Genomic DNA, 26,646 nt, shown 5'->3' with positions numbered 1-26,646 from the left:
GCGGCAATTGAGCGATTCCCTTGAGCATAGTCCACTATGTGATTGAGAATCGCGAAAGCAGGCAACAACGCTACAGCTTCAAGTATGACGAGAGTTTTAGCCTAAACGCTTCACACTCATGACATCTTTTATCTGTTCAATGCGTGTCGTTACGCGATTCAAAATTTCAATATTCGTCAGCTCTAAATCAAAATCCATAATGGAAAGCTGACGCTTATAATCATTACGATTCTTCATGCTAGTGACTTTGATTTTTTCATTGGTCAGAAGCGAGGTAATGTCTTTCAACAAGCCACTTCGTTCCATTGCTTCAATACGTACTGTCAGGATATAAGAACCAACAAAACCACTGCCCCATACCGTATCAATAATACGTTCCGGTGCATGATGACTGAGCTCTTCAAGCTGCTCACAATCAGCGCGATGAACAGAGATACCACGCCCTTGTGTGATATAACCTTTGATCTCATCACCCGGTATTGGCTGACAACAACGCGCTAAGTGCGTCATCAGGTTATCCACGCCTTCAACAACAACCGCATCTTTTTTAGGGCGGCTCTGAATACTTGGCTTATTTTCAGCTTCTTGAAGCTTTTCTAGCGCCTGCTTATCCTCTTCTTCAGCAGTCGGCTTATTCACCAGCGCATTGATGTGGTTAACAACTTGATTGATACGCAGATCACCACTGCCAATACCCGCATAAAGCTCGTCAGGCGAGTTCACATTAAAACGTTTTAGCGCATATTCTTGAGCGTGCTTCAGTGACGCGCCGATTTTGGATAATTCAACCTCAAGGATCTCTTTACCCGCCTCTAAGTTTTGCTCTCGGCTCTCTTTTCTAAACCAAGCATTGATCTTCGCGCGCGCACGCCCTGAGTGCACAAAACCTAAGGTAGGGTTTAACCAATCGCGAGAAGGATTAGGCTCTTTTTGGGTGATGATCTCGACTTGATCACCCATCGTTAATTTATGGGTAAACGGGACGATACGCCCTGCGACTTTCGCACCAATACAGCGGTGGCCAACCATAGAGTGGATATGGTAAGCAAAATCCAGTGGTGTTGCGCCCATTGGTAAATCGACCACATCACCACGAGGAGTAAAGGCATACACACGGTCATCAAAGACCTGGCTTCGTACTTCATCAAGCATCTCACCAGAGTCTGACATCTCTTCTTGCCAATCGATCAGTTTACGTAACCAGGTGATCTTCTCATCGTAGCCACTGCGAGCCACCGACGCACCTTCTTTATATTTCCAGTGTGCCGCAACCCCTAACTCTGAGTCTTCATGCATCTGCTTGGTGCGGATCTGAATCTCGATCGTTTTGCCTTCTGGCCCAAGCACAACGGTATGAATGGATTGATAGCCGTTAGGCTTAGGGTTCGCGACGTAATCGTCAAATTCACTCGGCAGATGCTTATATTTCGTGTGTACTACGCCCAAAGCGGCATAACAATCTTGCAGTTGATCGGCAATAATACGCACAGCGCGAACATCAAAAAGCTCGTCGAACTCTAAGCCTTTTTTCTGCATTTTTCGCCAGATACTGTAGATGTGTTTTGGTCGGCCGCTCACCTCGGCATTGATACTGGAAGTACCCATTTCCGACGTTAAGTCATCAACAAAATCAGTAATGTACTGCTCTCGAACGATACGGCGCTCAGACAGCTGTTTCGCTATCTGCTTATAGGTGTCAGGTTGTTGATAGCGGAAAGCGTAATCTTCGATTTCCCATTTCAGCTGACCAATACCTAACCGGTTGGCCAAAGGTGCGTAGATATTGGCACACTCTTTTGCTGCCGCTCGACGCACTTCGTCTGGTGATTTTTTCACTTCGATGAGGTTGCAAATGCGTTCTGCCAACTTAATGACCACACAACGGAAATCATCAACCATCGCCAATAGCATTCGGCGTACGTTATCGACCTGCCCAGATGCGGCGCTGCCTTCTAACGTAACGTTGAGTTGCCCTAGCGCTGCCATCTCTTCTACGCCATCAATCAGTTTGATGGTTTCTTTACCGTAGCTTTCTTCAAACAGCTCACGCTCAATCGCCCCTGCTGAAACAAGCGGGAATAATTGCGCGGCAACTAAAGTGGCTTTATCCATTGATAAAGTCACCAAAATCTCATTCATTTCGCGTCCGCGCCACAATAACAGTTGAGCATCTTCACGCCCTTCTACTATCGTTTCACATTGACGGTAAACCTCTTTTAATCGTTTTGCGACGTTCTTGTCTTGTCCTAGGCTAGCCACCCAGTTATCTAAATCAAACTGTTCGTTTGGGTTTAAATGTGCGCTTCTTACCGCAACCATCGTTTCATCCTAGAAATTTATTATTATGTTTTTGACTTACCGATTCTCGGTTCGTTCTATACTTCGGTTCATTCTTTATTTTCGTTACTTCTATTTTTCAAAAAGTGCCATTGATTCTAAATGGCTGGAATGCGGGAACATGTCTAGCATTCCAAGTTTCTTTAGCTGATATCCTTGCTCTAGCAAGCTTTGACTATCCCTTGCAAGGGTAGCAGGATTGCAAGAAACATAAACAACGCTTTTGGCGCCAAATTGAGAAATTTGATCAACGATCCCACTCGCACCCGCTCTTGCAGGATCCAGCAAAACCTTATCGAATTTTTCTTTTGCCCAGGGCTGAGTCACAAGATCCTCTTCAAGGTTCGCCTGATAGAAGCGAGCATTGTCCAGATCGTTGCTCTGCGCGTTTTGACTCGCTTGAACAACCATCTCATCAACCCCTTCGACACCCACTACACTATTGGCACGCTTTGCCATCGGTAAGCTAAAATTACCAAGGCCACAGAAAAGGTCCAACACGCGATCTTGCCCTGATATGCCTAGCCAATCCAATGCTTGAGTGATCATCTTCTGATTCACATCTTGGTTCACCTGAATAAAGTGATTCGGCATGAAAGACAATGTGACGCCTGCTTCTTGGTATTCAGCCACTTCCCCCCTAATCCGTTCTAGTTTGTCATTACTTGGCATCAGGTAAAGTGTTGCTAGGTGCTGCTCTGCCAGTGTAACCAATGCGTTGCGATCTTTTTCGGCCAGTGGTTTTAAATGACGTAACACCAATATGATGCCGTTATTCGCTTTGACCAACTCAATATGCCCTAGAGATTCAGGGTTCTTAAAAGAAGACAGCAACGACTTTAGCTCAGGCAACAACGCGCTCAAGCTAGGCTCCAATACATCACAGTGATCAATGTTGACGATTTGCTTGCTTTGTTTCTTCCTGAATCCAAACTGAAGCTGACGGGTTTTCTTATCAACAAATAAGCTGATTCTAGCTCGACGTCGGTAGCCTTTATCTTCCGCCTTAATCATTGGTTCAAGCATTAACTCTTGGCCCGCAAACTTGCTCATCAACTGACTCAAAGACAGCTGCTTGTATTCTCGCTGTGAATCAAGCTCCAGATGCTGAAGGTTGCAGCCCCCACATTGCTGGTAATAATCACAAAATGGATCGACACGCTGGTCGCTAGGCTCTAGGACTTTAATCAACTTTGCTCGAGAGAACTTGCTTTTGCTCTCGGTTAATTGAACCACGACTTTTTCGCCTGGCAACGCTTGCTCAACAAAAACAGGCTTCTTATTTAAGTAAGCGATACCCGAGCCTAGGTTATCGAGTTTTTCCACCAGTACCGATTGATGCTTGGTTTCAATATTAGTTTTCTTTTTGGGTTGGAAAAAACGTGCCATGCTCTGGGTGCCTAAAAGTTTTCTATTGATAAATTTACCCCCAGTATCACTATTTGCCACTGGGTATATTGTCGAATCGTGTTGACTTGATTAAGCTAAGCTATTCGCTTGATGATTCGCTTTGCGGGTTATTTTCCCATATCCAACCCACGATGTTTAGAAAATAATGACGAGATACGGCTTACGTGCACGAGTTATTACCCTTACTTTAGCGCCAACACTGATCATTGGCTTACTGTTAAGTAGCTTCTTTTCCTACAATCGCTATCACGATCTTGAAACGCAAGTTATTAATTCGGGGTTGAATATTATTGAACCGCTGGCCATTGCCAGTGAAGATGGCATGCAAAAGCAAAGCCACGAAGCCGTGCGTCGCCTCATCAGTTACTCGCATCGAAAAAACTCTAAATTCGTTCGTAGTATTGCCGTTTTCGATTCAAACCATGAGCTTTTTGTAACGTCTAACTTTCATCCCAACTTTGAATCTCTCATGTTTCCTAAAGAGAAGCCCGTTCCACTTTATGGCTCCTCTCATATCAGTGATAACTCTCTGATTATGCGCACGCCAATTCTGGCCGAATCAAGACTGGCCACCGCCTCCGAAGCTGAGAACGAAAACCAGGCTTTCGGATACATCGCAATTGAACTCGACCTGTCTTCTTTACGTTTGCAGCAATACCAGGAGATCGTACTCTCGGTTTTGGTTCTTCTACTTGGCCTAGGTCTCTCAGCCATTTTTGCCATGCGTTTAATGCACGATGTAACCCGCCCAATTGAACACATGAAGAACATGATCCAGAGGATTCGACGCGGGCATATTGATGTACGTATTGAAGGTAAAATGCACGGTGAGTTGGATTCACTTAAAAATGGTATCAATGCCATGGCAGAATCTCTCTCTGCCTATCACAGCGAAATGCAGCACAGTATTGACCAAGCCACCTCAGACTTACGTGAAACTCTAGAACAGCTTGAGATTCAAAACGTTGAATTAGACATTGCAAAAAAACGAGCACAGGAAGCCGCTCGTGTGAAATCTGAATTCTTAGCGAACATGTCTCATGAGTTAAGAACACCACTCAACGGTGTGATTGGCTTTACCAGACAGATGCTAAAGACCCAGCTCACCAATAGCCAAACTGATTACCTTCAAACCATTGAAAAATCAGCCAACAACTTGCTCAGTATTATCAACGACATTCTGGACTTCTCTAAGCTAGAAGCGGGTAAACTGGCGCTAGAGAACATTCCGTTTGAATTCCAAGACAGTCTGGAAGAGGTGGTCAGTCTGCAAGCCACCTCTGCGCATGAAAAAGGCTTAGAGCTCACTCTAAAAGTGGACTCTAAAGTCCCTATCGGGCTCGTTGGCGATCCACTTCGAATCCAGCAAGTGCTGACAAACCTAGTAGGCAACTCCATCAAATTCACAGAACGCGGAAACATAGACATTAGTGTTGAGCTGCGTTCGCAAAAAGACGACATGGTTGAGCTGCAGTTCATGGTTCGCGATACTGGTATTGGTATCTCTGAACGTCAACAAGCACAACTTTTCCAAGCCTTTAGCCAAGCTGACGCCAGCATTTCCCGACGTTATGGCGGTACAGGTTTAGGCCTTGTCATCACCCAAAAACTGGTCAGCCAAATGGGGGGCGAGATCAGCCTCACTAGCCGTTTACACCAAGGCTCAACCTTCTGGTTTACGTTACGATTACATGTCACAGACATGCCTATTAGTCCACTCGTTGACGCTCAAGTACTCGATCAGAGACACCTACTCTTGATTGAGCCAAACATGCAAGCAGCATCGGTTATTCAACAGACTCTGATCAAGGAAGGATTGGTCGTGACCTATCGATCCTCGATGCCTGAAGAAAACGAGCGTTACGACTATGTCATACTCAATCTTGCCCCTAATAAAAAGACCTCTGTTGAGACGATTGGCGAATGGGTTGAAAAAGCCAAAAGCGTGTCGCCGAACGTCATTGTGGGTACGCCAAGTACAGAATTAGCCCTGTCTGACCACCTTATTCAAACGCACAATGTACAGTGCATTACTAAGCCGTTGTCGCGTAAGAAATTACTTCAGATGATGATTGCTAACCAGCCTCCTACGTTACTGCCTGCTGTCGAGCCGTCTTACCAAGAGACGTTGCCACTCAAGGTTATGGCTGTGGATGATAACCCTGCAAACCTTAAATTGATCACCGCCCTTCTGCAGGAGCGAGTTGAAAGTATCGTTGCCTGTACAAATGGACGAGATGCGGTTCAGCAAGCAGAGACTCATGCCTTTGATATCGTATTAATGGACATTCAAATGCCACACATGGATGGGGTTACCGCTTGCCATAAGATCAAAGCAACAGAGCTCAATAAAAACACCCCTGTTGTCGCGGTGACAGCGCATGCGATGGCGGGTGAAAGAGAACGACTTCTCAATGCCGGCATGGATGACTACTTAACCAAACCGATTGAAGAGCATATTTTACAACAAGTGCTTGTTCACTGGGGACCGCACACGCCAGAAAACAAAATAGAAAAGCTAGAAATTTCAAAGAATGAAGAATTTGAGCGTGTTCAATCTTTCGAACAGGAAACGCAACCCGAAGCGAATGACATCATAATCATTGATTGGCAAGCCGCACTCAAGCAAGCTGCAAACAAAGAAGATCTAGCTCAAGAGATGCTGGCAATGCTCGTGGGCTATATCCCTGAGGTCGTCGCTCACGTTGATGAAGCACTGGAAACGGACAACGTAGATACAGAAGCGTTAATCCATCATGTACACAAGCTTCATGGCAGCTGTTCATATTGTGGTGTACCAAGGTTGAAGAAGGTATGCGCGACAATAGAAACCGCTCTTCGCTCAGGCAATTCAATCGAAGATATTGAGCCTGAGCTATTCGAACTTCAAGATGAAATGGATAAAGTACTCGCGACTGCTGAATTGTATTTAGAAAATAACGAGTAAGAGTAATTATTCACTCCTGCATGAGCTCCATTTATACGCAGTGGGTGATTAAAAATAGTCTCGGAATATAAAAAGAGCGTGAAACCTAACTGGGTTCACGCTCTTTTTTGCATTCATGCTAAGCAACTAAAGAGAGGAAAACGACACCGAACTAGGATTCAAACAAGACAGTAGCAACGGCGTAATGACGCTCATCCGAAATCGTCAAATGAACATGAGAGACCCCCATACATTTTGCAATCTCTTGCGCCTTACCCGTTAAAGCAAGGATAGGCTTACCCAGCTCATTATTGCCAATACTAAAATCTTGGAATGACACACCTTGTGCAATCCCTGTACCCAACGCTTTTGAAGCGGCTTCTTTTGCCGCAAAGCGTTTCGCTAAAAAACGCCCTTTCTGCTTCAAGCTACAGAACTGTTCCATCTCTTCAAGCGTTAAGATTCGTCTTGCAAAGGCCTCTCCTGATCGGGCCAAAGCCTTTTCAATACGCTCAATTTCAGCGATGTCTGTCCCTAAACCTAAAACCGGCATTAGGGCTATTGACGCGCGGCTATCATGATTGCTTTCATGTCTGCGACTGATTTCTGCAAGCCATCAAACATTGCACGTCCCATGATTGAGTGGCCAATATTCAGCTCATAGATCTCTGGGAGTGCTGCGATTGGCGCGACGTTGTGGTACGTCAAACCATGACCGGCATTCACTACAATGCCAAGGTCATCAGCATAGCTGGCTGCAGCGGCAATTTTTTTCAGTTCATCTTGCTGATCTTCTTCAGTTTTCGCATCAGCGTAATGACCAGTATGAAGCTCGATGTAAGGGGCTCCCGTCGCTTTCGCTGCGTCTATTTGCTCTCGATCAGCATCAATAAACAGTGATACCTTGATCCCTACTTCGGCCATTTTCGCGGTGGCTGCTTTAATTTTCTCTAATTGCCCAACAACATCAAGACCACCTTCGGTTGTTAACTCTTCGCGCTTTTCAGGAACAAGACAAACAAACTCAGGGCGAGTCTCTAAAGCAATGCTCACCATTTCATCGGTCACTGCCATTTCAAGGTTCATGCGCGTTTGTAGCGTTTCTCGTAGCACACGAACATCACGATCAACAATATGACGGCGATCTTCACGCAAGTGAATCGTAATGCCGTCAGCGCCTGCACGCTCTGCAATTTCTGCAGCATGAACAGGATCAGGATACTTAGTACCGCGTGCATTACGTAATGTCGCGATGTGATCGATGTTTACCCCAAGGTAAATTGTGCTCATTTTCCAATACTCCGTGCTTTGGGAATGCCTATTCGAGGTAGGAACAACTCCCGGCTTTTTAATGGTTTTCCGCCAAGATACGGCTTTAAGGCCATGCGTGTAAAGCGTTTTGCAGCTTTTAACTGCTCTTTCGTCGTGAATCTTCTTTCGCTGATAGCGATAAGCTCATTGCCTAAAAAAGAGTAATGATCTTTACGTACCGACGCAATAAAACCCTGCTGCTCTCGGTAACGGTATGTCATGTCAGGTTCAACAGGCTCACCAGTCCCCGCGCAATGAATAAAATCGACGCCATAACCAAGTGCCGCTAACAAAGCGAGCTCAAAACGCCTCAAAGCAGGTTCAGGGTTATCGCATTGAGCTAACTCAGTCAATGCATGCAGGTAGTCGTGAAACAGGGAAGGCATGGCCACTTCTGCCACTAAAACTCGACCAATCAATTCATTCACATACAACGCTGAATAGAGGTTAATGCCAGATAAAGGCAAGCCTAAGCTGATGGGTTCTGCTTGGCGAAGTGTTTTCATTGAACTGTTGCCAGACCATTTGAGCAACAGTGGGGTAAAAGGCTGTAATGCGCCTTTCAAATTTGAGCGTTTACTGCGAGCACCTTTTGACATGAGCGTCATCCGCCCATATTCCTCACTAAACACATCAAGGATCAGGCTAGACTCACTATAGGGGCGACGATGCAATACGAAACATCGTTGTAGTCCATCACTCATAACGCCCCCAATAGAGAGAAAGATAAAAAAAGAGAGAGTTAATACTCTCTCTTTTCTTTATTAAAAACAAATCGTGTTACAGGTCGTCAATGTAACCAAGTGAACGTAACGCTCGCTCATCATCCGCCCAACCCGATTTCACTTTTACCCAAGTTTCGAGGTAAACCTTGCGACCAAATAACTCTTCCATGTCCAATCGAGCTTCGCGACCGATGGTTTTGATCTTATCACCACCTTTACCGATCACCATTTTCTTTTGGCCCGAACGCTCTACCAGAATTAGAGCATTAATATGGAAACCATCATTGTCGGGATTGTAATCGAATCGCTCGATCTCAACCGTCACTGAATAAGGAAGCTCATCACCAGTGAAGCGCATCAGCTTTTCACGAATGATCTCAGAGGCCATAAAGCGCTGTGAACGGTCAGTCACGTACTCTTCAGGGAAGTGATGCGTTGCTTTAGGTAAATGTTCACGGACGTGCTTACGCAGCACATCAATGTTCTTACCATGCTTCGCTGAAATAGGCACAACATCAAGGAAGTCCATCTTGGACGAAACTTGCATCATATGCTGCATTACGTCGTTGCGATCCTGAACGTTGTCGACCTTGTTAATACACAATACAACTGGGAAGTTTGCCTTGCGTAACTTGTTCAGTACCATTTCATCGTCATCAGTCCAATGCGTACCATCAACAAGGAAAAAGACTAAGTTAACATCACTCAACGAGCTGTTTGCCGCACGGTTCATCAAGCGGTTAATCGCACGCTTTTCTTCAATATGAAGCCCTGGCGTGTCCACGTAAATCGCTTGGTATTCGCCTTCAGTCTCCACGCCCATGATACGGTGACGCGTGGTCTGTGGTTTGCGAGACGTAATCGAGATCTTCTGTCCAAGAATGTGGTTCAACAGTGTTGATTTACCAACATTAGGGCGGCCAACTATGGCAATAAAGCCACAGTGTTGATCTTCGGGTGCGCTTGGTTTCGCGTCTGATGCAAAATACGCATCAATATCAAATTCGTTATCAGCCATTGGTTTATTTTCCGCCATTGGTTACCAGCTCTAATGCTGTGCCAGCGGCCGCTTGTTCTGCTTTGCGACGACTAGTGCCTTTTCCAATAACAGGCTGTCCTAGGCCTGCCACTTCACACGAAACCGTAAACTCTTGGTTATGTGCTTCACCTTTAATATTAGTCACTGTATAGACTGGCAGTGGCTTTCTTCTACCTTGTAGAAATTCTTGAAGGCGAGTTTTAGGGTCTTTTTGCGATACGCCCGGTTCAATGGCATCTAAACGGGTCTTATACCAACTAAGAATAATGCCACGAATGGTTTCTGTATCACTGTCTAAGTATATGGCACCAATGATAGCTTCTACTGCATCAGCGAGAATAGAGTCACGACGGAATCCGCCACTCTTCAACTCACCTGGACCTAATTTTAAGTAATCTCCAAGTTCAAATTCACGGCCTAATTCAGCCAATGTATGACCTCGAACTAAGGTGGCACGCATGCGGCTCATGTCGCCTTCGTTGACCTTAGGAAAACGATGATAAAGATCATCTGCAATCACAAAACTTAAAATTGAATCGCCCAGAAACTCAAGACGTTCATTGTGTTTACCATGCGCACTTCTATGGGTAAGTGCTAAATCTAAATGATCGGCATCATTAAACTGATAGCCGATCTTTCTTTGTAGCTTTTCAATTAGAGAATTCATACTCTCTCGATTTGATTAGGTCCAACTTTACGTTGGACTAGTTAATACCACCGACGCGACTGAAACGTACGCCAGTTGGAATCCATGAAGGCAGTACACTGTCAGCACCACGTTCAAACTCAAAGCTAATCCAAATGCCTACGGCTTTTCCGACTAGATTTTCTTCTGGAACAAAGCCCCAGTAGCGGCTATCAGCACTGTTGTCACGGTTGTCACCCATCACAAAGTACTGACCTTGTGGTACAACCCATTCACCCACGCCAGCACGCGGCTGGTACGCTTCTCTGCGATCTTGTCGTAGCGGGTTGACCAAAATCTGATGTTTCATCTCACCTAACTTCTCGTCAAGTTGAATCAATGGAATACCATTTTGTACAAATTCACTCTCTTCAACGTTAGATAAGCTCACTTGTTCACAGTTCGCTTCCCCTTGAGGACGAATACAAATCTCTTTCTTCGCATTATAACGAACAGTGTCTCCAGGCATACCGACGACACGCTTAATGTAATCTATGCTTGGCTGAGGTGGGTATTTGAATACCGCAACATCGCCACGCTCTGGCTTACCTGTTTCAACTAACTGACTGCGCCACACTGGGTCTTTTAATCCGTATGCGTATTTTTCTACTAGTATGAAGTCGCCCACCAACAATGTCGGCATCATAGAGCCTGAAGGAATCTGAAACGGCTCATAGATAAAAGAGCGCAGCACTAAAACAAAGGCAATCACTGGGAAGATAGACACACTATTCTCAATCCACCAAGGCTGAGTCTGCATTTTTTCGATCGTCACGGCGTCCAAACCATTGGTCTGTGCTTCAGCATCAGCGACTTTCTGTTGACGCTGTTTTGCCCAAACCCACTTCTCTAACGCCCAGACAATTCCAGTCACCAATGTTACGATGACAAGAATCAGTGAAAATGTATTTGCCATTAGCTTCCCTTATCTAAAAATACGAAAGTGAAAGAGCCGAAACCCTTTCACTTAATAGTGTTACACCTAAGCCATGAAAGCTAAGTGTATTAATCTTTGCCTACGTGAAGAATCGCTAAGAACGCTTCTTGAGGCAGTTCAACGTTACCGATCTGCTTCATGCGTTTCTTACCTTCTTTCTGTTTCTTCAATAGCTTTTTCTTACGGCTAATATCACCACCGTAACACTTAGCAATTACGTTTTTACGCAGCTGCTTAACCGTAGAACGCGCAATAATATGTCCGCCAATAGCCGCTTGAATCGCGATATCGAACATCTGGCGAGGGATGAACTCTTTCATTTTCTCCACCAACAGACGGCCACGACTCTGCGCATTCGCATGGTGAGTAATGATCGCCAATGCATCGACTCTGTCACCGTTGATCAGTACATCAACACGAACCATGTTGGATGCTTCGTAACGGTGGAAATTGTAATCCAATGAAGCATAGCCACGAGACGTTGATTTTAAGCGGTCAAAGAAGTCTAAAACCACTTCTGACATTGGAACGTCATATGTTAGTGCCACTTGATTTCCGTGATAGACCATATCCACCTGAATACCACGCTTCTCGATACAAAGAGTAATAACGTTACCTAAGTAATCAGCCGGAACAAGAATATTACAACGGGCAATTGGCTCACGAATCTCTTCTAAATCATTGGTTGCAGGTAGCTTTGATGGGCTATCAACATACAACAATTCACCATTATTCAATTCAACTTCATAAACTACCGTTGGTGCTGTAGTTATAAGATCGAGATCGTATTCACGCTCAAGACGCTCTTGGATGATCTCCATGTGCAGCATACCAAGGAAACCACAACGGAAACCAAAGCCAAGTGCAGCAGAGCTTTCTGGTTCATAAAACAGTGACGCATCATTAAGGCTAAGTTTGCCTAGTGCATCACGGAAGTTCTCATAGTCATCAGACGATACAGGGAATAAACCGGCATAAACCTGAGGTTTCACCTTTTGGAAACCAGGTAGACGCTCTTCACTGCCGCCTTTTGCTAGCGTTAATGTATCGCCAACAGGTGCGCCAAGAATGTCTTTAATACCACAAACAACCCAACCTACTTCGCCAGTCTTCAAGACATCGGTATCGATTTGTTTCGGCGTAAAGATACCAATGCGGTCAATACCCCAAACTTGATCCGTGCTCATTACCTTAATCTTATCGTTCTTCTTCAACGTACCGTTTTTAATACGCACTAGAGAAACAACACCGAGGTAATTATCAAACCATGAATCAATAATCAGTGCTTGAGTAGGTGCGTCTGGATCACCTTCCGGCGGCGGGATTTGCTTAACAATCGTTTCTAAAACTTCGTCAACACCAAGACCAGTCTTTGCTGAACAACGCGTTGCTTCCATTGCGTCGATACCAACGATCTCTTCGATTTCTTCAGATACACGCTCAGGATCAGCAGCGGGTAAGTCAATCTTGTTTAAGATTGGCACCACTTCCAAGTCCATTTCGATCGCCGTGTAACAGTTAGCGAGTGTCTGAGCTTCTACTCCCTGGCCAGCATCAACGACTAATAATGCACCTTCACACGCAGCGAGTGAGCGAGATACTTCATAAGAGAAGTCTACGTGTCCAGGCGTGTCGATAAAGTTAAGCTGGTAAGTTTCACCATCTTGAGCTTTGTAGTCGAGTGTCACACTCTGAGCTTTAATGGTGATACCACGTTCACGTTCTATATCCATAGAATCCAGAACTTGAGCGTCCATTTCACGCTCGCTTAATCCACCACAAACTTGGATTAGACGGTCAGATAGGGTCGACTTACCGTGGTCGATATGGGCGATGATCGAAAAATTACGAATGTGCTTCATAGGCTTGGGGTGACTAAACTCGTTGCAAAAAGGGATAATATGAACGCGGCTTAAGCCTGCAATTCAATCAAGTTGGCAGATTCTACCCAATTTCTACTCAATTCGCACCCTTATTTGAGCTTTGAATGATTGGCTCGCCCAGCACGCGAAGTAAAACCACCTGCTGCTCAGAGGCTTGTTCTAATTGAGATGCTTTGTGTTTGGCAATACGAAAGCCAATGTAAGCACTGAGAAAGGCACTAGCTATAACACTCAGCTCACCAAGTTGAAGGTGAGTCACAAACAGCGCTTGAGCCGCAGCTGCACCTAGCATCAAAAAAACGATGGGAAGAATGTACACAATGACAGCAGATTGCAGCAGCGTTTTTTCCGGAAAGCCAATTTCAACAACTTGTCCAGCAGAGATAGATTTCGGGCTAGCGACACTCCAAAATAGAGATTTAGCCCCGACAGCTTTGCTTACAACACCCGTGCTGCAACTTTTCTGCGACGCACAGCTCGAACAGCTGGTTTTCTGTTCACAGCTTAAATCGAGCAAAAAATCATCCTTGCGCGAATGAACAGCGGAAACCGTCGCCAGTGCCGTCATCATTGAGAAATAGCCTCAACCAAATTTTTATCAAACGTAATCGACTGGGCAATACGCTTTGCTGTTGCCGGTGGAATATCACCAACAATAGAGACCTCAGAGTTACCCTTAACAAAACTATGCAATGTCCGGCGACCTTGTCGAACTAACTGCCCCTTCAATGAGTTGTCATCACTGTCAGACACATAAACTGAGAAAGTAAACAGCCCATCTGTGTACATTTGGCTTTCAACCATGCGCTCTGTCACGGCCATTCTATAGCGATTGAGTTCTTTGGGTTCAAATCCATTAGGGATCCAGTCAATACTCCAGAATGTCTGCTTTACATTCCCTTTAGGCAGAGAAAGGACTTCAGGTAACTCAACGTCATTCAAGCCAACCAATACATCTTCAACCTGATCGTTTATTGAGTAAGAGATTGTTCGGTACTGCTCTAAGACTTCACCGTCCCGATCGACCAAATCAGCCCTCAGTGGAAGCTTATTCTCTTCATCAACCCAAAGCACATACGAATATCTAAGGCCATCTTTTGGCACGACTCTTATCACCTGACAAGCCGTACCCGCCTCTCGAGCGCGACCGACTGTGATGAAATCATAGTTGCTCGTTAATGAGTCAATATCAGTGTTCAATAGTGGGATGGTTGGGGCAACCATATTACCGGACTCAATGGTAAAAGGTTCAACACCAGGTTCAATATAACTGACCTCATCACCACGACGGATCACCTCACGAACGGGACCACTCAAATAAACAAGATGGGCAAGTTGTTGAGATTCATTTCGCGCGTGTCTATATAGCAAAGGTTCAATGCTATTTTTCTTGATAAGGATATAGGAAAGTTCGTAATTTAACTGCTGACTTGCTTCATTCATTTGATGCAACAAGGCCTCTGCAGGCGACGGCTCTACAGAGGCACTATGTACATTCAAACTGAGCAGCGTCAGAGCACTGATCAGGATTTTTTTCATTCAATTACCGATTCAATCGTGTCGCTATCTGAACCATCACTGTTCAGCCTTAGCTGCAACTCATAATCGAGAAGCATAGCATTTACGCGGCGACGCTGCTCTTGAACGTTGACACTTTGGTTAGGTTTTTCTACTGAGTCTCGACTCAAGCTCACTGGTTCAGCGCTTCCCGATAAAGGAACCGTTTGCAATACAGGTAATTGGTCAACAGAAGACGACTCTGCACCGCCATATTGTTGAACACCTAGTATTACGGCCAGTGAAACACACGCGGCAACCGCGACTTGTCCAAACTGAGTCATCCACTCAGGCAAATGACGCTTCGCCTGTTTCGGTGTCGGTTGAGCTTCGATTCTCTGTGTTGCTAACTCTGAAACATTGCTGCTCGAAGTATTGTTGCTATCTACTAAGCGGTGCGTTGGCTCATTTTCTAGAGCTAATGCAACACTTCCAGCAATATTCCACTCTTCTACCTTCGGCGTGTCACCACGCATTACATCACCAATTAAATGATAATTCTTCCAGGTATCTAGGGATTCTTGGTCAATTTCTATCTCTGAGATCAGAGCTTTATCGACAACTTCTCCATCCATGAGTGCTGAAAGTTTTTCTTGGTCAGCCATTCTTTTCACCATTTAATTACTAGTACTAGCGCTGCAAAAGAGGTTTTATTTTCTTTTCCACCGCTTCACGAGCACGGAATATACGCGAGCGTATTGTTCCTACGGGGCAATCCATTACTTCTGCGATTTCTTCATAACTCAAGCCATCAAGCTCTCGTAGGGTCATCGCGGTTTTTAAATCTTCAGGTAATGCTTCTATCGCGCTAAAAACTACTTGTTTCAATTCTTTGGACAACGTTAAGTTCTCAGGGTTCGATATTTCTTTTAAAGCACTGCCTGTTTCATAGTATTCAGCGTCTTCTGCATCGACATCGGTGGCTGGCGGTCTTCGGCTCTGCGCAACAATGTGATTTTTAGCAGTATTAACAGCAATACGGTATAGCCATGTATAAAACGCACTCTCTCCACGAAAGGTGGGTAAAGCACGATACGCTTTGATGAACGCCTCTTGGGCAACATCAGCGACATCTCCAGAATTGCTCACATACCGAGAAATAAGATTGCATACTTTATTTTGATATCTTAATACCAACAGATTAAATGCTTGCTTATCTCCACTCTGAACTCGCTCAATCAAGACTTGATCGGTTAGCTGCTCGTTCATTCGAGCGTGTACTCCTATTGTTATTTGCTCTTACCTTCTCAGGTACAAGCTGTATTGATGCACATTGTAGTATTGACACCACTGTCTACATGAGCACTATTGTGACTCAGTAGGAAAAAGAAAGTTCAAAATTTTCTTAAAAGAAAAAACATTAATCCACTACAGTGTGATGTGCTCGTCACTTGTCTGGTTTCAATATTGAAGCTGATGTACATCAATTGCAATCGCATTTACAAGGATTTGCATTTACTGTAGTGATAAGATGAACAGAATCTAGCGCAAGAAAGCGCGTTAAAGTGAAGAGTTGGATGACTCTATACAGTTCGGGATTTTAATAGTTTTATGAATGCAAACCGTGAACATCAATGTGATGTATTAGTGGTAGGAAGTGGTGCAGCAGGTTTATCTTTAGCCTTACGCGTTGCTGAGCATGGGAAAGTCATTTTGCTAAGTAAGGGACCTATTAGCGAAGGCGCGACTTACTATGCTCAAGGTGGTATAGCTGCGGTATTCGATGAATCAGATAGCATCGAGTCACACGTTCAAGACACCTTAATAGCTGGCGCAGGCATCTGTGACGAAGAAACCGTACGATTCATTGCTGAAAATGCCAAAGAGTGTGTTCAGTGGTTGATCGATGGTGGAGTCCCGTTTGATCGCGAAGACGATGACACCGATGAAAAACCTCGCTATCACCTCACACGTGAAGGCGGTCATAGTCACCGTCGTATTCTGCATGCTGCTGACGCAACGGGCATGGCGATGCAAACCTCGCTGCAAACCAATGTGCAGAACCATCCGAACATTGAAATCCTTGAGCGACACAATACGCTAGACCTCATTACTGAAGATAAAGTGGGCGGCAATAAAGATAAGATTGTTGGTGCTTACATCTGGAACCGAAACAAAGAACACGTTGAGACTGTCCGCAGTAAATTTGTCGTATTAGCGACCGGTGGCGCTTCAAAGGTTTATCAATACACGTCGAACCCTGATGTTTCTTCTGGCGATGGCATTGCGATGGCTTGGCGTGCGGGTTGTCGTGTGGCTAACTTAGAATTCAATCAATTCCATCCAACGTGTTTGTTCCACCCTGAGGCTCGAAACTTCCTGCTAACGGAAGCGCTTCGTGGTGAAGGCGCTTATTTAAAGCGTCCTGATGGCACTCGCTTTATGAAAGACTTTGATGAGCGTGGTGAGCTTGCCCCTAGAGATGTTGTCGCAAGAGCGATAGATTTCGAAATGAAACGTTTAGGTGCAGACTGTATGTACCTAGATATTAGCCATAAACCAGCCGACTTTATTGAGAAGCACTTCCCTACCATTCATATGCGCCTTCAAGACCTAGGCATAGATATGACCAAGGAACCCATTCCCATCGTACCTGCCGCGCATTATACCTGTGGTGGTGTCATTGTTGATCAGAATGGTAAAACCGACTTATCTCAGCTTTACGCCATTGGCGAGGTCAGCTCTACAGGCCTTCACGGTGCGAATAGAATGGCATCGAACTCTTTACTTGAGTGTGTCGTCTATGCGAGATCGGCCGCAAACCACATCATCGAGAAAATGAGCGAAGCAGAGCTTCCTCCCACGCTGCCTGCTTGGGATGAAAGTCAGGTGACTAACTCTGATGAAGAGGTTGTTATACAGCATAACTGGCACGAGTTGCGCTTGTTCATGTGGGATTACATGGGAATAGTTCGTACAGATAAGCGACTTGAAAGAGCACTGCGACGCATCCAGTTGCTGCAACAAGAAACCCACGAATATTACAGCCACTTTAAGGTTTCAAACAATCTTTTGGAATTGCGTAACCTGCTACAAGTTGCCGAATTAATGGTTCGTTGTGCGATGCAGCGTAAAGAAAGCCGAGGTCTCCACTACACGTTAGACTATCCAGAGCTAGCCAAAGACAGTGGCGCAACCATATTGACACCCAAAAAGAACAGCACTCAATAACCCGCTTTCTTACGTAAATATAAGGAGCACCGCTATGAAAGTAGCGGTGCTCTTTTACATTTTCTCATCCGGTGTTGTATCGATACTTCTCAATTGTACTAACAACTTTCGATACTCATCATCTGTCACACTATCTCGCCACAATATGAGTCGTCTATTATCCGTCAGGGTCAGTATGACGCCAATGTATGCTGTATTGAAAGATGAAAACTTAACTAGACACTTGCTCCCTTGGTAATCCAATACACCTTCATCGCTTATTACGATGGCTCCAACCATGGGTTCAGGCAAAAAGCGATATCGATGAAATATAATGAGAGAAAGGGCAATTAAGGAAGAAGAAACAAGCAAAGGAAGTGATGCGCTTACAAGAAACACCACCATAAATGTCAGTAGGCTGAAATTAATGGCGGTGGCATAAAAAGAGGTGCTAGCCGAAGCGTTAACGAACCTTAGAGAGGTTATGTGCGACAATTTTGTCTACCATGGATGCATGACCCAAATTTTCGCTACGACCGTGTCCCATCACCCATGTAAACAAGTCTGGGTCATCGCACTCAAGCAAAGAAACGAAATCTTGTTGTTCTGAGCTATTTAGCGACTCAAAGCACTCTTCAAAAAAAGGCATAATGACCACGTCAAGCTCTAGCATTCCTCGACGGCAAGCCCACTTAACACGTGCTTTTTGTTCTGTGGTGTACATGAATTGTTCCCTACTGTGTAATCCTAGCCAGAGTGTAACAATCTCAACAAACCGCGACTAGTAACCGAGTCACAATCCGCTACTTCAATAAAAATACACAGAACGGCAATCGTGTGTCATCCGCACACACAAAGGAAATCAGGCTATTCCTTGAATTATGCAAGCCTTAACGATTAACATAGGTCACACTCTCCCTTAATCATTGTACTTAGGACGGTAACATGGACTGGCAGCAACAATTTACTTCACTTTCAATCTCTCCAGAGAGTTCGCTTCCATCATTAATGTTAACTCATTTAAGCGCTTGGGGAGCGATTACAATGAGCGGCGACGACAAGAAGTCTTACCTGCAAGGGCAAGTCACCTGTGATGTGGTTGGGCTAAATAGCGACCAATCAACCTTTGGGGCTCACTGTGATGCCAAAGGCAAGGTTTGGAGTATATTCCGCCTGTTTCATCACAATGATGGCTACGCGATGATTCAACCTTTAAGCGCGATTGACACCGAACTAACAGAACTCAAGAAATACGCTATCTTCGCAAAAGTTGAGATACAGCAAAGCCAAGATATCACTCTCGGTGTCATTGGCAGTGAAGCACAGGCGTGGATCGATACACTCAGTGATGACACTGGCGATGTTAGAATAATCACTGGAGGCACTGCTGTTAAAGTGGACAGTCAGCGTTGGGTGCTGCTTGTCTCATCAGAGTCGGCTGAGGAACTCATCTCACAGGCTGACGCACAAACCGTAGCCGAAGATATTTGGACTCGGTTTGATATAGAGTCCGCCCTGCCCTACGTTGATAGTTCACAACAAAACACTCATATTCCGCAAGCACTCAACCTACAAGCTCTTGGTGGCATTAGTTTTTCTAAAGGCTGTTACACTGGCCAAGAAACGGTCGCACGCGCCAAATACAGAGGCATGAACAAACGCGTCATGTATATCGTATCGGGTTCAACCTCAAAGGCGCTGTCTTCTTTTGACTCTGTGTCCCTAGAGAGAGCCGTAGGGGAAAACTGGCGTTCAGCCGGTGATTTACTCAGTTATTACCAATTTGGTAACGACCGAGCGATCGGGCTCATCATAGGCTCTAAAGATCTCGACAGCGACACCCAACTTCGTCTTAAAGATCAACCTGAATACAACTGGTCCCTACAAGCGTTACCATACTCATTAGACGATGAGTAAAGCACTGGCGACACCCGTAACGGAATACCTTGACTCGCAGCAAATAGACTATCATTTGCTGCATCAAACACAGCCGACGATAACCATCGAAGAAACAGCACGGCAGCGTGGTGTTCGACCTTCTCAGATGGTGAAAAGTATCGTGTTACGCGATATGGGTAATCAATACGCTCTTGCTTGTTTGCCCGGAGACAAAAGTGTTGATCCTAAACGCGTGCGATCTTTACTCAATTGTCGGCGAATGACGTGCGTTGCACGAAATGAAATAGAGTCTGTCACAGGCTATCAGGCAGGTACCGTAAACCCGCTACTACTCAAAAGCACAATGCCTATCTTTTTCGATTCTCGCCTTTTAAAAGAAACCACGATTACGATCAGTAGTGGTGACCCTATGTTAGGGATCAGTTTAAGCTGCCAAGACCTCATCACCCTTTGCAATCCTTTCGTGGCGGACATATGTCGCAGAAATAAAGAAAACTAACCATTCCATTGCAGGCACATATGATCTACATCGTAATTAGTGCTCTAATCAAAAGAATTAATATTCAAAATAAAAACATAAATAGTCACCAGTAATTTTATACAGTAGAGTATGGATGTTGGTTGAAATTGAGGCAGCCCAATGGTCGCTTTACTCCTTCCCAACAAAAAAGTGAATCCACTGATTGTTTCAGGACATCCACTTTTTGTGTAATGCATCTGTGACTATTCGCCCGCCAATTATGAGCGGGCTTTTTTTACCCTCCATTCCTCACTCACTATTCATAGTAAATTACATTTTCTATTTACAAAAAATTAACACAATTAAATATAATCACGCTATTCTTAAAAGTGTCACAATTTTCCAGCACCATACGTGGAAAAATTGAACAATAGAAAATCAGACTTGCATTAACTTTGAGGAATCCATCACGCTAAGTCGGATATTTGTCTTCATATCTGCTTAGAGCAGCACAAATATCCAATTGAGTTGGTTTATCTGCATAATCCCCTCGTCTTATCACAACAATATCAGTGGGGGATTTATATAATTCGCGGTGCTAGGAAGAATAATAAGGATATAAGAATATGAGACTGTTTAAGCGCTATACGCCGAGTATGATTGCCAAACATGTTAGTAGGCTTTTTAAAGGGAAAATTTACATTTATGGCGTAGGAAAGTTTGAGTTTGATAACGGAAAACTCATCCTGCCAGAACGTGCTGATAATCGTCACTTTCAGGCAGTTAAAGAAGTGAATCTAGAAATTAAAAGACTGCGCTGTGTTTGTGCTTAAAACTTGCACTTAAAAAAATAGGCTTAAAGATAAAGGGTTGGCAAATTGCCAACCCTTTTTAGTTCTAATGCGCTCAGAGCTGACGAGCTAGACAAATTCGCTGTGATTCGCCTTAGCTAGCTCTGGAAGGTTGCCTTTTAATCCAAGCGCACGCTTCATTATCTCGTCTTTCGCTCCTGGGATTTGACCAGTTAATTGCATTCCAATACCACGAAGCAATTTTTTCGCAGGGTTATCACCTTCAAACAAATCTTTAAAGCCTTGCATCGACGCTATCATTTTCGCCGCCTCTGCTTTTCGCCAGCGTTCATAGCTACGCAGGTTTCGCTTGCTGCCTATATCTTCACCTTGTCGCCAAAGTTGATTGATTTCTTGCGCCAAGCTCGCAGCGTCTAACAACCCAAGATTCACGCCTTGCCCAGCAAGCGGGTGAATCGTATGTGCTGCATCACCAACCAAAGCAATTCTATCGAGAGCGAAATCACGAGCGTAACGCATTCGAAGTGGGAAAGATGAACGCTCACCCACCACTTCACATAAACCCAAGCGGTGATCAAATTCAGCGGTTAATGACTTATTAAACTCTGCGTCAGACATCTTAATTAGCTGTTCAGCACGAGTAGGTTCTGTAGACCATACGATTGAACTCATATTGGGTTCTGACATTGGCAGGAACGCCAATGGGCCTAGTGGTGTGAAGATCTGTCTCGCGGTCGATTCATGGGACTCTACTGTTTTGATGTTCGCGACGATTGCACTGTGGCCGTAATCCCAGTGCGTCAATGGAATATCAAGTTGATTCCTTACCCACGAATTAGCGCCATCAGCGCCTACAACGAGTTTTGCCGTCAATGATTGGCCATTATCAAGAGATAACCACGCTTCACTCTCACCGACAGCAATACTCAAACAGGTATTAGGCATAAACAGAGAGACATTCGACTGCTGCTTCACTTTTTCAAGGAGTGAGAGCTGAATGACTCGGTTTTCAACAATGTGTCCTAAGTTAGGCTGAGCGTGCTGCTTTGCTTCAAACTCAATTCGGGCAAAGCTGTCTTGCTCCCATACTTCCATTCCTACATAGGGGGAAAGTCGACGCTGCTCAATACCTTGCCACGCACCCACATTCTTCAAAATAGTTTCACTTGAACGACTCAACGCCGACACTCTCACATCGGGCAGGTCTTTCAAGTTTTCATCAGGCCGATGTCCTTCAATAACGGCAATTCGTAAATCTGTCTCTTTAAAAGCAGCAGCGAGAGCCAGACCAACCATGCCACCACCAACAATTGCGATATCGACGCTTTGCATCATGTTCTTGTTATCCTTTTTATTTCATTGCTCACGGTGTTTACCTCTGAACAATGCCTAATGTTCTTCGCAGTAAAGGCGTTTTTAAAACAGGAAGGTTATCCATTGCGACCAGCGCTAGGTTTCGCCCCACTCTCATAGAGAGTAAATCATTGGAAAACGTATGTACTAGCTGAGATGTCATTGAAATGGTGTCTTCACGATCATTCTCACGTCGTTTCCTGTAGGCCACTAACGTCTCATAGCTTCCTGGGTCTTCAGAAGAAAAGGCGATCTCTTCAGCCAAACTCGCTACGTCCCGAATGCCAAGATTAAAACCTTGTCCCGCGATTGGGTGTAAAGTTTGAGCGGCATTACCGACAATAGCAAAGCGATGCGAGATGTTTTGGCTTCTGTAACGCAATAGCAATGGATAGGTCGCTCGGCTGCCAACTTTCGTTAACTGCCCTAGTCTCCAGCCAAACTCACTTTGCAACTCAAGTAAAAACTCATCGTCGTCCATCGACAAAACTTGCGTCACAAGATCAGGCGAAAGGCACCAAACCAACGACAATCGATTATCGCTCATTGGCAATAAAGCGAGAGGGCCGTACTTCGTAAAACGCTCAAAAGCTTGATGATTATGAGGCTCGCTACTCACCACATTCGCAATCACAGCAGACTGTTCAAAATCATGCTCGAGCATTTCAATGCCAATTTGCTCACAGCAAGTCGACATCGCCCCATCAGCCGCAACAAGTAACTTGCCTTGAATGGATTGCCCACTGTCTAGCTCTACTGTCACCAGTTCTGGTTCTCGACTAATGTGAGTAACTGAGTCGGGGCACAACAATTCGATGCCAGAATCCGCATCCATCTTGCCTTGGTAGATTTCGCCAATATCAGCAAGTTCGACAACATAACCCAATGCATCAATGCCGAGCGCTTGCTTGTTTATGTTCGTAATGCCCAAATGAGTTTGGTCTGACACGTGAATATGATCAATGGCGGTCGCGACGGGTTCTATCGATGACCACAAATTCAGTTTTTTTAAGATCGCCACCGTGCCTGCAGAAAGGGCAATAGAGCGAGAGTCGAACCCAGGATGGGCATGATGATCGACTTGGTAAGCCTCTACAACGGCAATGGACAATGTCTGCTGACTTAACTCCCTTATGGCTAAAGCTAAGGTTGCACCAGCCATTGCGCCACCAGCGATAATCACATCATACTTCTTCATTGATTCAGCTCTCTAATGTTTGACGGTTCTCTTGTTTGTAGCATTTAGTGTAGCGTTGGCTTCTCTTCCGCTTTATCAGCTTTAACACCAAGTTCTGTATGAATAGTCAACACACAAACTTTCACATGCTCAATGACCTGCTCTAATAGCAAAGCCTGCTCTTCAAGATCATCATCTTCATCAATGCCCAGTCTCGCCATTTCTTCGAGATCGCCCAAGGCTTCTTTCGTGTCAGGCGACACCTTGTTCAGCGTTGCACCAGCCAACCCTAAACCTGAGATAAAATGATTAATCCAATCACTTAGGCCATCGGCCAAATCAAACACGCTGGCACTGGCTTCTTGATCGGGAAGCAGCAATGACAACTCTAAGTCCGTGCCAACTAACTCTTTAGACGTTGCATCGAAGATAGATTGTGCCACCTGCAGTGCACGTTCAGGCCACCCCATTCCATCATTGGTGTAATCAAAAATAAGTGGCTGCCAGCTATTATCATTAAGGGAAAGTCCACCACTGATCATGCCTGTCAACAAGCCATGCAGCTCTGCAGGAGTAACGGCTAACGCAGCAGACTGTAATTCTATTGCACTTGAAAGGTATTCAGGTAGTGTTGTTTTGCTCATGGTAAAACCCAGTATTCATAGATTATTCGACATCCTAACATCTCACTCACTGAGCGAAAACGTTGATAAACATAATATGGCGGGCTTTTATACAATTTGCCCAATATCTGTGTTCTCAGTACTCGTTTTCTTCTACGGTTGCGGGAAAAGCTTGAATGTTATGGACGCTTTTTCTATAGTTTCCGACTCGGTGGCAATGATCACAACAACCATCGTTTTGCGAGATCGTGAATTCGGCCATCCTAGATTAGGAAATGTGAAAATAGAGTTGAACCATAATGAGTAATCAAGCGGTAGACGTTAAAATTTTAGGTAAGCTCACTCGTGTCAATTGTCCTGATGGGCAAGAAGAGTCATTGCAGCATGCTGCCCAAGATCTTGATAACCGTTTGGCAGAATTGGCTGAACGTACGAAAGTCACCAATGAAGTTCAATTACTTACCTTTGCCGCACTCAACATTTGCTATGAGCTGCACAGTAAGAACAAAGATGATCAATCTCAGCAATCCCAACTTACCGAGAGAATGGAACTTCTCTCTGCGTCATTAGATGATGCATTAAGCAAAGTTAATCAAGGTCAGTAACTGGAAATACTGATACACTTTACTTTACCAACAGTAAACGACAACCGTTTAAACTGTACCCGTTTTACCCTGGAGTGTGCGTCAGCAGGATTTAAGTCCCTGAGCCGATAAGCAATACCCTAGGATTAGTATTCGATGACTATTGAGCAAGCTCGGCTCGTACCGAGAAGCCTACGGTCACCCTTGCTGACCCGCCTTGAACCAGATGGTTCAAGGGCCACAATCCTCAACGGCACTCTGGGGTATCCTATTCGATACCCGCTATGATGACAGGCGGACATATGACCTTATCTCGACAAGCGATACGTTCACAGATCCGTGAAAGACGTAACCAACTCCAAGCCGATACCCAGCACCAAGCAGGGCTTGACTTGGTTCGACAATTTTCGACGATTCCTGAACTTTCCTCCGCTAACCATATTGCTATCTACCTATCAACAGATGGTGAAGTCAATACAACACCTCTGATTGAATGGCTGTGGGCGCAAGGAAAAGCCGTGTACCTGCCTGTGCTACACCCTTTTTCCAAAGGACAATTGCTCTTCCTGCACTACACCCCTGATACACCCGTCGTCCTAAATAAGTATCAAATCATCGAGCCGAAGCTCAATCAAACCCTAGTCAAACCGGTAGCGGAACTTGATCTGATTTGCACGCCACTAGTGGCATTTGATTCCACAGGCCAACGCTTGGGAATGGGTGGTGGTTACTACGACCGTACACTAGAAGCCTGGTTTAAGCATAAAGAAGGGGCAATACCAATTGGCTTAGCTCACGACTGTCAACATGTTGAAGCGCTTCCCAGTGAAGCTTGGGACGTTCCACTACCAAAAATAGTGACGCCAAGCAGAGTATGGCATTGGGAATCTTAGACCAATACCGTTATAATCGCGCCGCATTAACCATTCACGTTAACCATTGGCATTAACTTCTAGCAGGAGATGAGCATGACTCAAGATGAAATGAAAAAAGCAGCCGGTTGGGCCGCTCTTAAGTACGTAGAAAAAGGCAGTATTGTAGGCGTAGGTACAGGCTCTACTGTTAACCACTTCATCGATGCTCTTGGTTCAATTAAAGGCGACATTAAAGGGGCGGTATCAAGCTCTGAAGCGTCAACAGAAAAGCTGATCGAACTCGGCATTGAAGTCTTTGATTGTAATGATGTCGAAAAACTGGATGTCTACGTTGATGGTGCTGACGAGATCAATGCGAGTCGTGACATGATCAAAGGTGGCGGCGCGGCGCTGACTCGTGAAAAAATCGTAGCGGCTATCTCAGACAAGTTTATTTGTATTGTAGATGGCACGAAAGCGGTTGACGTATTAGGCAAGTTCCCACTTCCTGTTGAAGTCATTCCAATGTCACGCGCTTACGTTACACGTGAATTAGCTAAGCTTGGCGGTAACCCTGTTTACCGTGAAGGTGTCGTGACAGATAACGGCTGTGACATCCTAGATGTTCATGATATGGCTATCACAGAGCCTAAAGAGCTAGAAAAAACCATCAACGCAATTGCCGGTGTCGTGACTGTCGGTTTATTTGCTGCTCGTGGCGCTGATGCTGTCATCACTGGCACACCAGAAGGTGCCAAAATCGAAGAATAATCGATAAAAAGAAAGACACTTTCTGTCATTTGATTACAAACGGTACCTGTAGGTGCCGTTTTTTATAGTTTTCACAATATTATTATGGCTTATTCCGTAATTTTCTTACCCAAAAGCAAATTTATTTGTTACTTTATTGAACAGAAGACGCAC

Annotated in this window: 26 protein-coding genes and 1 other RNA gene; 9 read left to right on the top strand and 18 right to left on the bottom strand. The window is 44.9% G+C overall.

What is annotated here, in order from left to right; all coding sequences use genetic code 11:
* Positions 1–96: 96 nt before the first annotated feature.
* Positions 97–2,319, bottom strand: a complete 2,223-nt coding sequence (relA, locus tag BCU12_RS19650; protein WP_102405946.1) for a GTP diphosphokinase — start codon at positions 2,317–2,319, stop codon at positions 97–99.
* A gap of 90 nt (positions 2,320–2,409) precedes the next feature.
* Positions 2,410–3,726: a 23S rRNA (uracil(1939)-C(5))-methyltransferase RlmD gene (gene rlmD, locus BCU12_RS19645; RefSeq protein ID WP_102405945.1), complete on the bottom strand. Its 1,317-nt coding sequence runs from the start codon at positions 3,724–3,726 to the stop codon at positions 2,410–2,412.
* A gap of 166 nt (positions 3,727–3,892) precedes the next feature.
* Between rlmD and barA the strand changes: the two genes are divergently transcribed.
* Positions 3,893–6,694, top strand: a complete 2,802-nt coding sequence (barA, locus tag BCU12_RS19640) for a two-component sensor histidine kinase BarA (protein ID WP_102405944.1) — start codon at positions 3,893–3,895, stop codon at positions 6,692–6,694.
* A gap of 151 nt (positions 6,695–6,845) precedes the next feature.
* Here barA and acpS read toward each other — a convergent pair whose 3' ends face one another.
* The 11 genes from acpS to rpoE all read right to left on the bottom strand — a co-directional run bounded on the left by acpS (position 6,846) and on the right by rpoE (position 16,019).
* Complete coding sequence (gene acpS / locus BCU12_RS19635) at positions 6,846–7,226, bottom strand: holo-ACP synthase (protein WP_102405943.1); 381 nt, start codon at positions 7,224–7,226, stop codon at positions 6,846–6,848.
* Between the two features lie 5 nt (positions 7,227–7,231).
* On the bottom strand, positions 7,232–7,963 hold the full coding sequence (gene pdxJ / locus BCU12_RS19630) for a pyridoxine 5'-phosphate synthase (RefSeq protein ID WP_102405942.1): 732 nt from the start codon (positions 7,961–7,963) through the stop codon (positions 7,232–7,234).
* Positions 7,960–8,688: a DNA repair protein RecO gene (gene recO / locus BCU12_RS19625; protein WP_198599390.1), complete on the bottom strand. Its 729-nt coding sequence runs from the start codon at positions 8,686–8,688 to the stop codon at positions 7,960–7,962. The genes pdxJ and recO overlap by 4 nt, the downstream gene beginning before the upstream one ends.
* Positions 8,689–8,764: 76 nt before the next feature.
* Positions 8,765–9,727, bottom strand: coding sequence for a GTPase Era (gene era / locus BCU12_RS19620; protein ID WP_102405992.1), 963 nt, complete (start codon positions 9,725–9,727; stop codon positions 8,765–8,767).
* Between the two features lie 4 nt (positions 9,728–9,731).
* Positions 9,732–10,415 carry a ribonuclease III gene (gene rnc / locus BCU12_RS19615; protein ID WP_102405940.1) on the bottom strand — a complete coding sequence of 228 codons (684 nt, stop codon included), beginning with the start codon at positions 10,413–10,415 and terminating at the stop codon, positions 9,732–9,734.
* A 37-nt stretch (positions 10,416–10,452) separates the two neighbouring features.
* Positions 10,453–11,349: a signal peptidase I gene (gene lepB / locus BCU12_RS19610; RefSeq protein ID WP_102405939.1), complete on the bottom strand. Its 897-nt coding sequence runs from the start codon at positions 11,347–11,349 to the stop codon at positions 10,453–10,455.
* Between the two features lie 89 nt (positions 11,350–11,438).
* Entirely contained in the window at positions 11,439–13,232 is a 1,794-nt protein-coding gene (lepA, locus tag BCU12_RS19605; protein WP_102405938.1) for a translation elongation factor 4, read from the bottom strand.
* A 97-nt stretch (positions 13,233–13,329) separates the two neighbouring features.
* Positions 13,330–13,824: a SoxR reducing system RseC family protein gene (locus BCU12_RS19600; RefSeq protein WP_102405937.1), complete on the bottom strand. Its 495-nt coding sequence runs from the start codon at positions 13,822–13,824 to the stop codon at positions 13,330–13,332.
* Complete coding sequence (gene rseB, locus BCU12_RS19595) at positions 13,821–14,792, bottom strand: sigma-E factor regulatory protein RseB (RefSeq protein WP_102405936.1); 972 nt, start codon at positions 14,790–14,792, stop codon at positions 13,821–13,823. The genes BCU12_RS19600 and rseB overlap by 4 nt, the downstream gene beginning before the upstream one ends.
* The gene (locus tag BCU12_RS19590) at positions 14,789–15,415 is read right to left on the bottom strand and encodes an RseA family anti-sigma factor (RefSeq protein ID WP_102405935.1); all 627 of its coding nucleotides are present in this window, start codon (positions 15,413–15,415) and stop codon (positions 14,789–14,791) included. The genes rseB and BCU12_RS19590 overlap by 4 nt, the downstream gene beginning before the upstream one ends.
* 25 nt (positions 15,416–15,440) lie before the next feature.
* The gene (rpoE, locus tag BCU12_RS19585; RefSeq protein WP_102405934.1) at positions 15,441–16,019 is read right to left on the bottom strand and encodes an RNA polymerase sigma factor RpoE; all 579 of its coding nucleotides are present in this window, start codon (positions 16,017–16,019) and stop codon (positions 15,441–15,443) included.
* A gap of 342 nt (positions 16,020–16,361) precedes the next feature.
* On the opposite strand from rpoE, the gene nadB reads away from it, so the two are divergent.
* Complete coding sequence (nadB, locus tag BCU12_RS19580; RefSeq protein WP_102405933.1) at positions 16,362–17,981, top strand: L-aspartate oxidase; 1,620 nt, start codon at positions 16,362–16,364, stop codon at positions 17,979–17,981.
* A gap of 54 nt (positions 17,982–18,035) precedes the next feature.
* Here nadB and BCU12_RS23545 read toward each other — a convergent pair whose 3' ends face one another.
* Together BCU12_RS23545 and BCU12_RS19575 are read right to left on the bottom strand one after the other, a co-directional pair.
* On the bottom strand, positions 18,036–18,455 hold the full coding sequence (locus BCU12_RS23545; RefSeq protein WP_133153898.1) for a protein YgfX: 420 nt from the start codon (positions 18,453–18,455) through the stop codon (positions 18,036–18,038).
* Complete coding sequence (locus BCU12_RS19575) at positions 18,424–18,684, bottom strand: succinate dehydrogenase assembly factor 2 (RefSeq protein WP_102405932.1); 261 nt, start codon at positions 18,682–18,684, stop codon at positions 18,424–18,426. Before BCU12_RS19575 ends, BCU12_RS23545 begins: the two co-directional genes overlap by 32 nt.
* 221 nt (positions 18,685–18,905) lie before the next feature.
* Between BCU12_RS19575 and ygfZ the strand changes: the two genes are divergently transcribed.
* The 3 genes from ygfZ to BCU12_RS19560 all read left to right on the top strand — a co-directional run bounded on the left by ygfZ (position 18,906) and on the right by BCU12_RS19560 (position 21,152).
* Positions 18,906–19,877 (top strand): tRNA-modifying protein YgfZ, encoded by a 972-nt coding sequence (ygfZ, locus tag BCU12_RS19570; RefSeq protein ID WP_102405931.1) that lies wholly within the window; start codon positions 18,906–18,908, stop codon positions 19,875–19,877.
* Positions 19,870–20,358 (top strand): YbaK/EbsC family protein, encoded by a 489-nt coding sequence (locus tag BCU12_RS19565; RefSeq protein WP_102405930.1) that lies wholly within the window; start codon positions 19,870–19,872, stop codon positions 20,356–20,358. The genes ygfZ and BCU12_RS19565 overlap by 8 nt, the downstream gene beginning before the upstream one ends.
* Positions 20,359–20,945: 587 nt before the next feature.
* Positions 20,946–21,152 carry a DUF1107 domain-containing protein gene (locus tag BCU12_RS19560; RefSeq protein WP_102405929.1) on the top strand — a complete coding sequence of 69 codons (207 nt, stop codon included), beginning with the start codon at positions 20,946–20,948 and terminating at the stop codon, positions 21,150–21,152.
* A gap of 87 nt (positions 21,153–21,239) precedes the next feature.
* Here BCU12_RS19560 and BCU12_RS19555 read toward each other — a convergent pair whose 3' ends face one another.
* Genes BCU12_RS19555 through BCU12_RS19545 form a run of 3 tightly spaced genes read right to left on the bottom strand, consistent with a single transcriptional unit; the run spans position 21,240 to position 24,305 of the window.
* The gene (locus tag BCU12_RS19555; RefSeq protein WP_102405928.1) at positions 21,240–22,466 is read right to left on the bottom strand and encodes an FAD-dependent 2-octaprenylphenol hydroxylase; all 1,227 of its coding nucleotides are present in this window, start codon (positions 22,464–22,466) and stop codon (positions 21,240–21,242) included.
* A 37-nt stretch (positions 22,467–22,503) separates the two neighbouring features.
* Entirely contained in the window at positions 22,504–23,682 is a 1,179-nt protein-coding gene (gene ubiH / locus BCU12_RS19550; protein ID WP_102405927.1) for a 2-octaprenyl-6-methoxyphenyl hydroxylase, read from the bottom strand.
* Positions 23,683–23,726: 44 nt separating this feature from the next.
* The gene (locus BCU12_RS19545; RefSeq protein WP_102405926.1) at positions 23,727–24,305 is read right to left on the bottom strand and encodes a YecA family protein; all 579 of its coding nucleotides are present in this window, start codon (positions 24,303–24,305) and stop codon (positions 23,727–23,729) included.
* Between the two features lie 278 nt (positions 24,306–24,583).
* On the opposite strand from BCU12_RS19545, the gene zapA reads away from it, so the two are divergent.
* From zapA to rpiA, 4 genes are all read left to right on the top strand, one after another.
* Entirely contained in the window at positions 24,584–24,889 is a 306-nt protein-coding gene (gene zapA / locus BCU12_RS19535) for a cell division protein ZapA (RefSeq protein ID WP_102405924.1), read from the top strand.
* A 63-nt stretch (positions 24,890–24,952) separates the two neighbouring features.
* A non-coding RNA gene (ssrS, locus tag BCU12_RS19530) (6S RNA) lies at positions 24,953–25,137 on the top strand.
* A gap of 33 nt (positions 25,138–25,170) precedes the next feature.
* Positions 25,171–25,761, top strand: a complete 591-nt coding sequence (locus tag BCU12_RS19525; protein WP_102405923.1) for a 5-formyltetrahydrofolate cyclo-ligase — start codon at positions 25,171–25,173, stop codon at positions 25,759–25,761.
* Positions 25,762–25,836: 75 nt separating this feature from the next.
* Complete coding sequence (gene rpiA / locus BCU12_RS19520) at positions 25,837–26,493, top strand: ribose-5-phosphate isomerase RpiA (protein WP_102405922.1); 657 nt, start codon at positions 25,837–25,839, stop codon at positions 26,491–26,493.
* Positions 26,494–26,646 lie beyond the last annotated feature (153 nt).

This window comes from Vibrio sp. 10N.261.55.A7, assembly GCF_002877365.1.
Taxonomy (GTDB): Bacteria; Pseudomonadota; Gammaproteobacteria; order Enterobacterales; family Vibrionaceae; genus Vibrio.
This window is presented reverse-complemented; position numbering and strand designations above follow the sequence as displayed.

What these genes read in the sequence shown, in the direction of transcription:
- rpiA (WP_102405922.1), top strand. Translation starts at nt 25,837, where the DNA reads ATGACTCAAGATGAAATGAAAAAAGCAGCCGGTTGGGCCGCTCTTAAG.
- BCU12_RS19600 (WP_102405937.1), bottom strand. Translation starts at nt 13,824, where the DNA reads ATGATGACGGCACTGGCGACGGTTTCCGCTGTTCATTCGCGCAAGGAT.
- BCU12_RS19525 (WP_102405923.1), top strand. Translation starts at nt 25,171, where the DNA reads ATGACCTTATCTCGACAAGCGATACGTTCACAGATCCGTGAAAGACGT.
- BCU12_RS19565 (WP_102405930.1), top strand. Translation starts at nt 19,870, where the DNA reads ATGAGTAAAGCACTGGCGACACCCGTAACGGAATACCTTGACTCGCAG.
- ygfZ (WP_102405931.1), top strand. Translation starts at nt 18,906, where the DNA reads ATGGACTGGCAGCAACAATTTACTTCACTTTCAATCTCTCCAGAGAGT.
- pdxJ (WP_102405942.1), bottom strand. Translation starts at nt 7,963, where the DNA reads ATGAGCACAATTTACCTTGGGGTAAACATCGATCACATCGCGACATTA.
- acpS (WP_102405943.1), bottom strand. Translation starts at nt 7,226, where the DNA reads ATGCCGGTTTTAGGTTTAGGGACAGACATCGCTGAAATTGAGCGTATT.
- barA (WP_102405944.1), top strand. Translation starts at nt 3,893, where the DNA reads ATGACGAGATACGGCTTACGTGCACGAGTTATTACCCTTACTTTAGCG.
- rlmD (WP_102405945.1), bottom strand. Translation starts at nt 3,726, where the DNA reads ATGGCACGTTTTTTCCAACCCAAAAAGAAAACTAATATTGAAACCAAG.
- relA (WP_102405946.1), bottom strand. Translation starts at nt 2,319, where the DNA reads ATGGTTGCGGTAAGAAGCGCACATTTAAACCCAAACGAACAGTTTGAT.
- BCU12_RS19545 (WP_102405926.1), bottom strand. Translation starts at nt 24,305, where the DNA reads ATGAGCAAAACAACACTACCTGAATACCTTTCAAGTGCAATAGAATTA.
- zapA (WP_102405924.1), top strand. Translation starts at nt 24,584, where the DNA reads ATGAGTAATCAAGCGGTAGACGTTAAAATTTTAGGTAAGCTCACTCGT.
- rseB (WP_102405936.1), bottom strand. Translation starts at nt 14,792, where the DNA reads ATGAAAAAAATCCTGATCAGTGCTCTGACGCTGCTCAGTTTGAATGTA.
- BCU12_RS19555 (WP_102405928.1), bottom strand. Translation starts at nt 22,466, where the DNA reads ATGATGCAAAGCGTCGATATCGCAATTGTTGGTGGTGGCATGGTTGGT.
- era (WP_102405992.1), bottom strand. Translation starts at nt 9,727, where the DNA reads ATGGCTGATAACGAATTTGATATTGATGCGTATTTTGCATCAGACGCG.
- nadB (WP_102405933.1), top strand. Translation starts at nt 16,362, where the DNA reads ATGAATGCAAACCGTGAACATCAATGTGATGTATTAGTGGTAGGAAGT.
- BCU12_RS19575 (WP_102405932.1), bottom strand. Translation starts at nt 18,684, where the DNA reads ATGTACACCACAGAACAAAAAGCACGTGTTAAGTGGGCTTGCCGTCGA.
- BCU12_RS19560 (WP_102405929.1), top strand. Translation starts at nt 20,946, where the DNA reads ATGAGACTGTTTAAGCGCTATACGCCGAGTATGATTGCCAAACATGTT.
- lepB (WP_102405939.1), bottom strand. Translation starts at nt 11,349, where the DNA reads ATGGCAAATACATTTTCACTGATTCTTGTCATCGTAACATTGGTGACT.
- BCU12_RS19590 (WP_102405935.1), bottom strand. Translation starts at nt 15,415, where the DNA reads ATGGCTGACCAAGAAAAACTTTCAGCACTCATGGATGGAGAAGTTGTC.
- rnc (WP_102405940.1), bottom strand. Translation starts at nt 10,415, where the DNA reads ATGAATTCTCTAATTGAAAAGCTACAAAGAAAGATCGGCTATCAGTTT.
- ubiH (WP_102405927.1), bottom strand. Translation starts at nt 23,682, where the DNA reads ATGAAGAAGTATGATGTGATTATCGCTGGTGGCGCAATGGCTGGTGCA.
- recO (WP_198599390.1), bottom strand. Translation starts at nt 8,688, where the DNA reads ATGAGTGATGGACTACAACGATGTTTCGTATTGCATCGTCGCCCCTAT.
- lepA (WP_102405938.1), bottom strand. Translation starts at nt 13,232, where the DNA reads ATGAAGCACATTCGTAATTTTTCGATCATCGCCCATATCGACCACGGT.
- rpoE (WP_102405934.1), bottom strand. Translation starts at nt 16,019, where the DNA reads ATGAACGAGCAGCTAACCGATCAAGTCTTGATTGAGCGAGTTCAGAGT.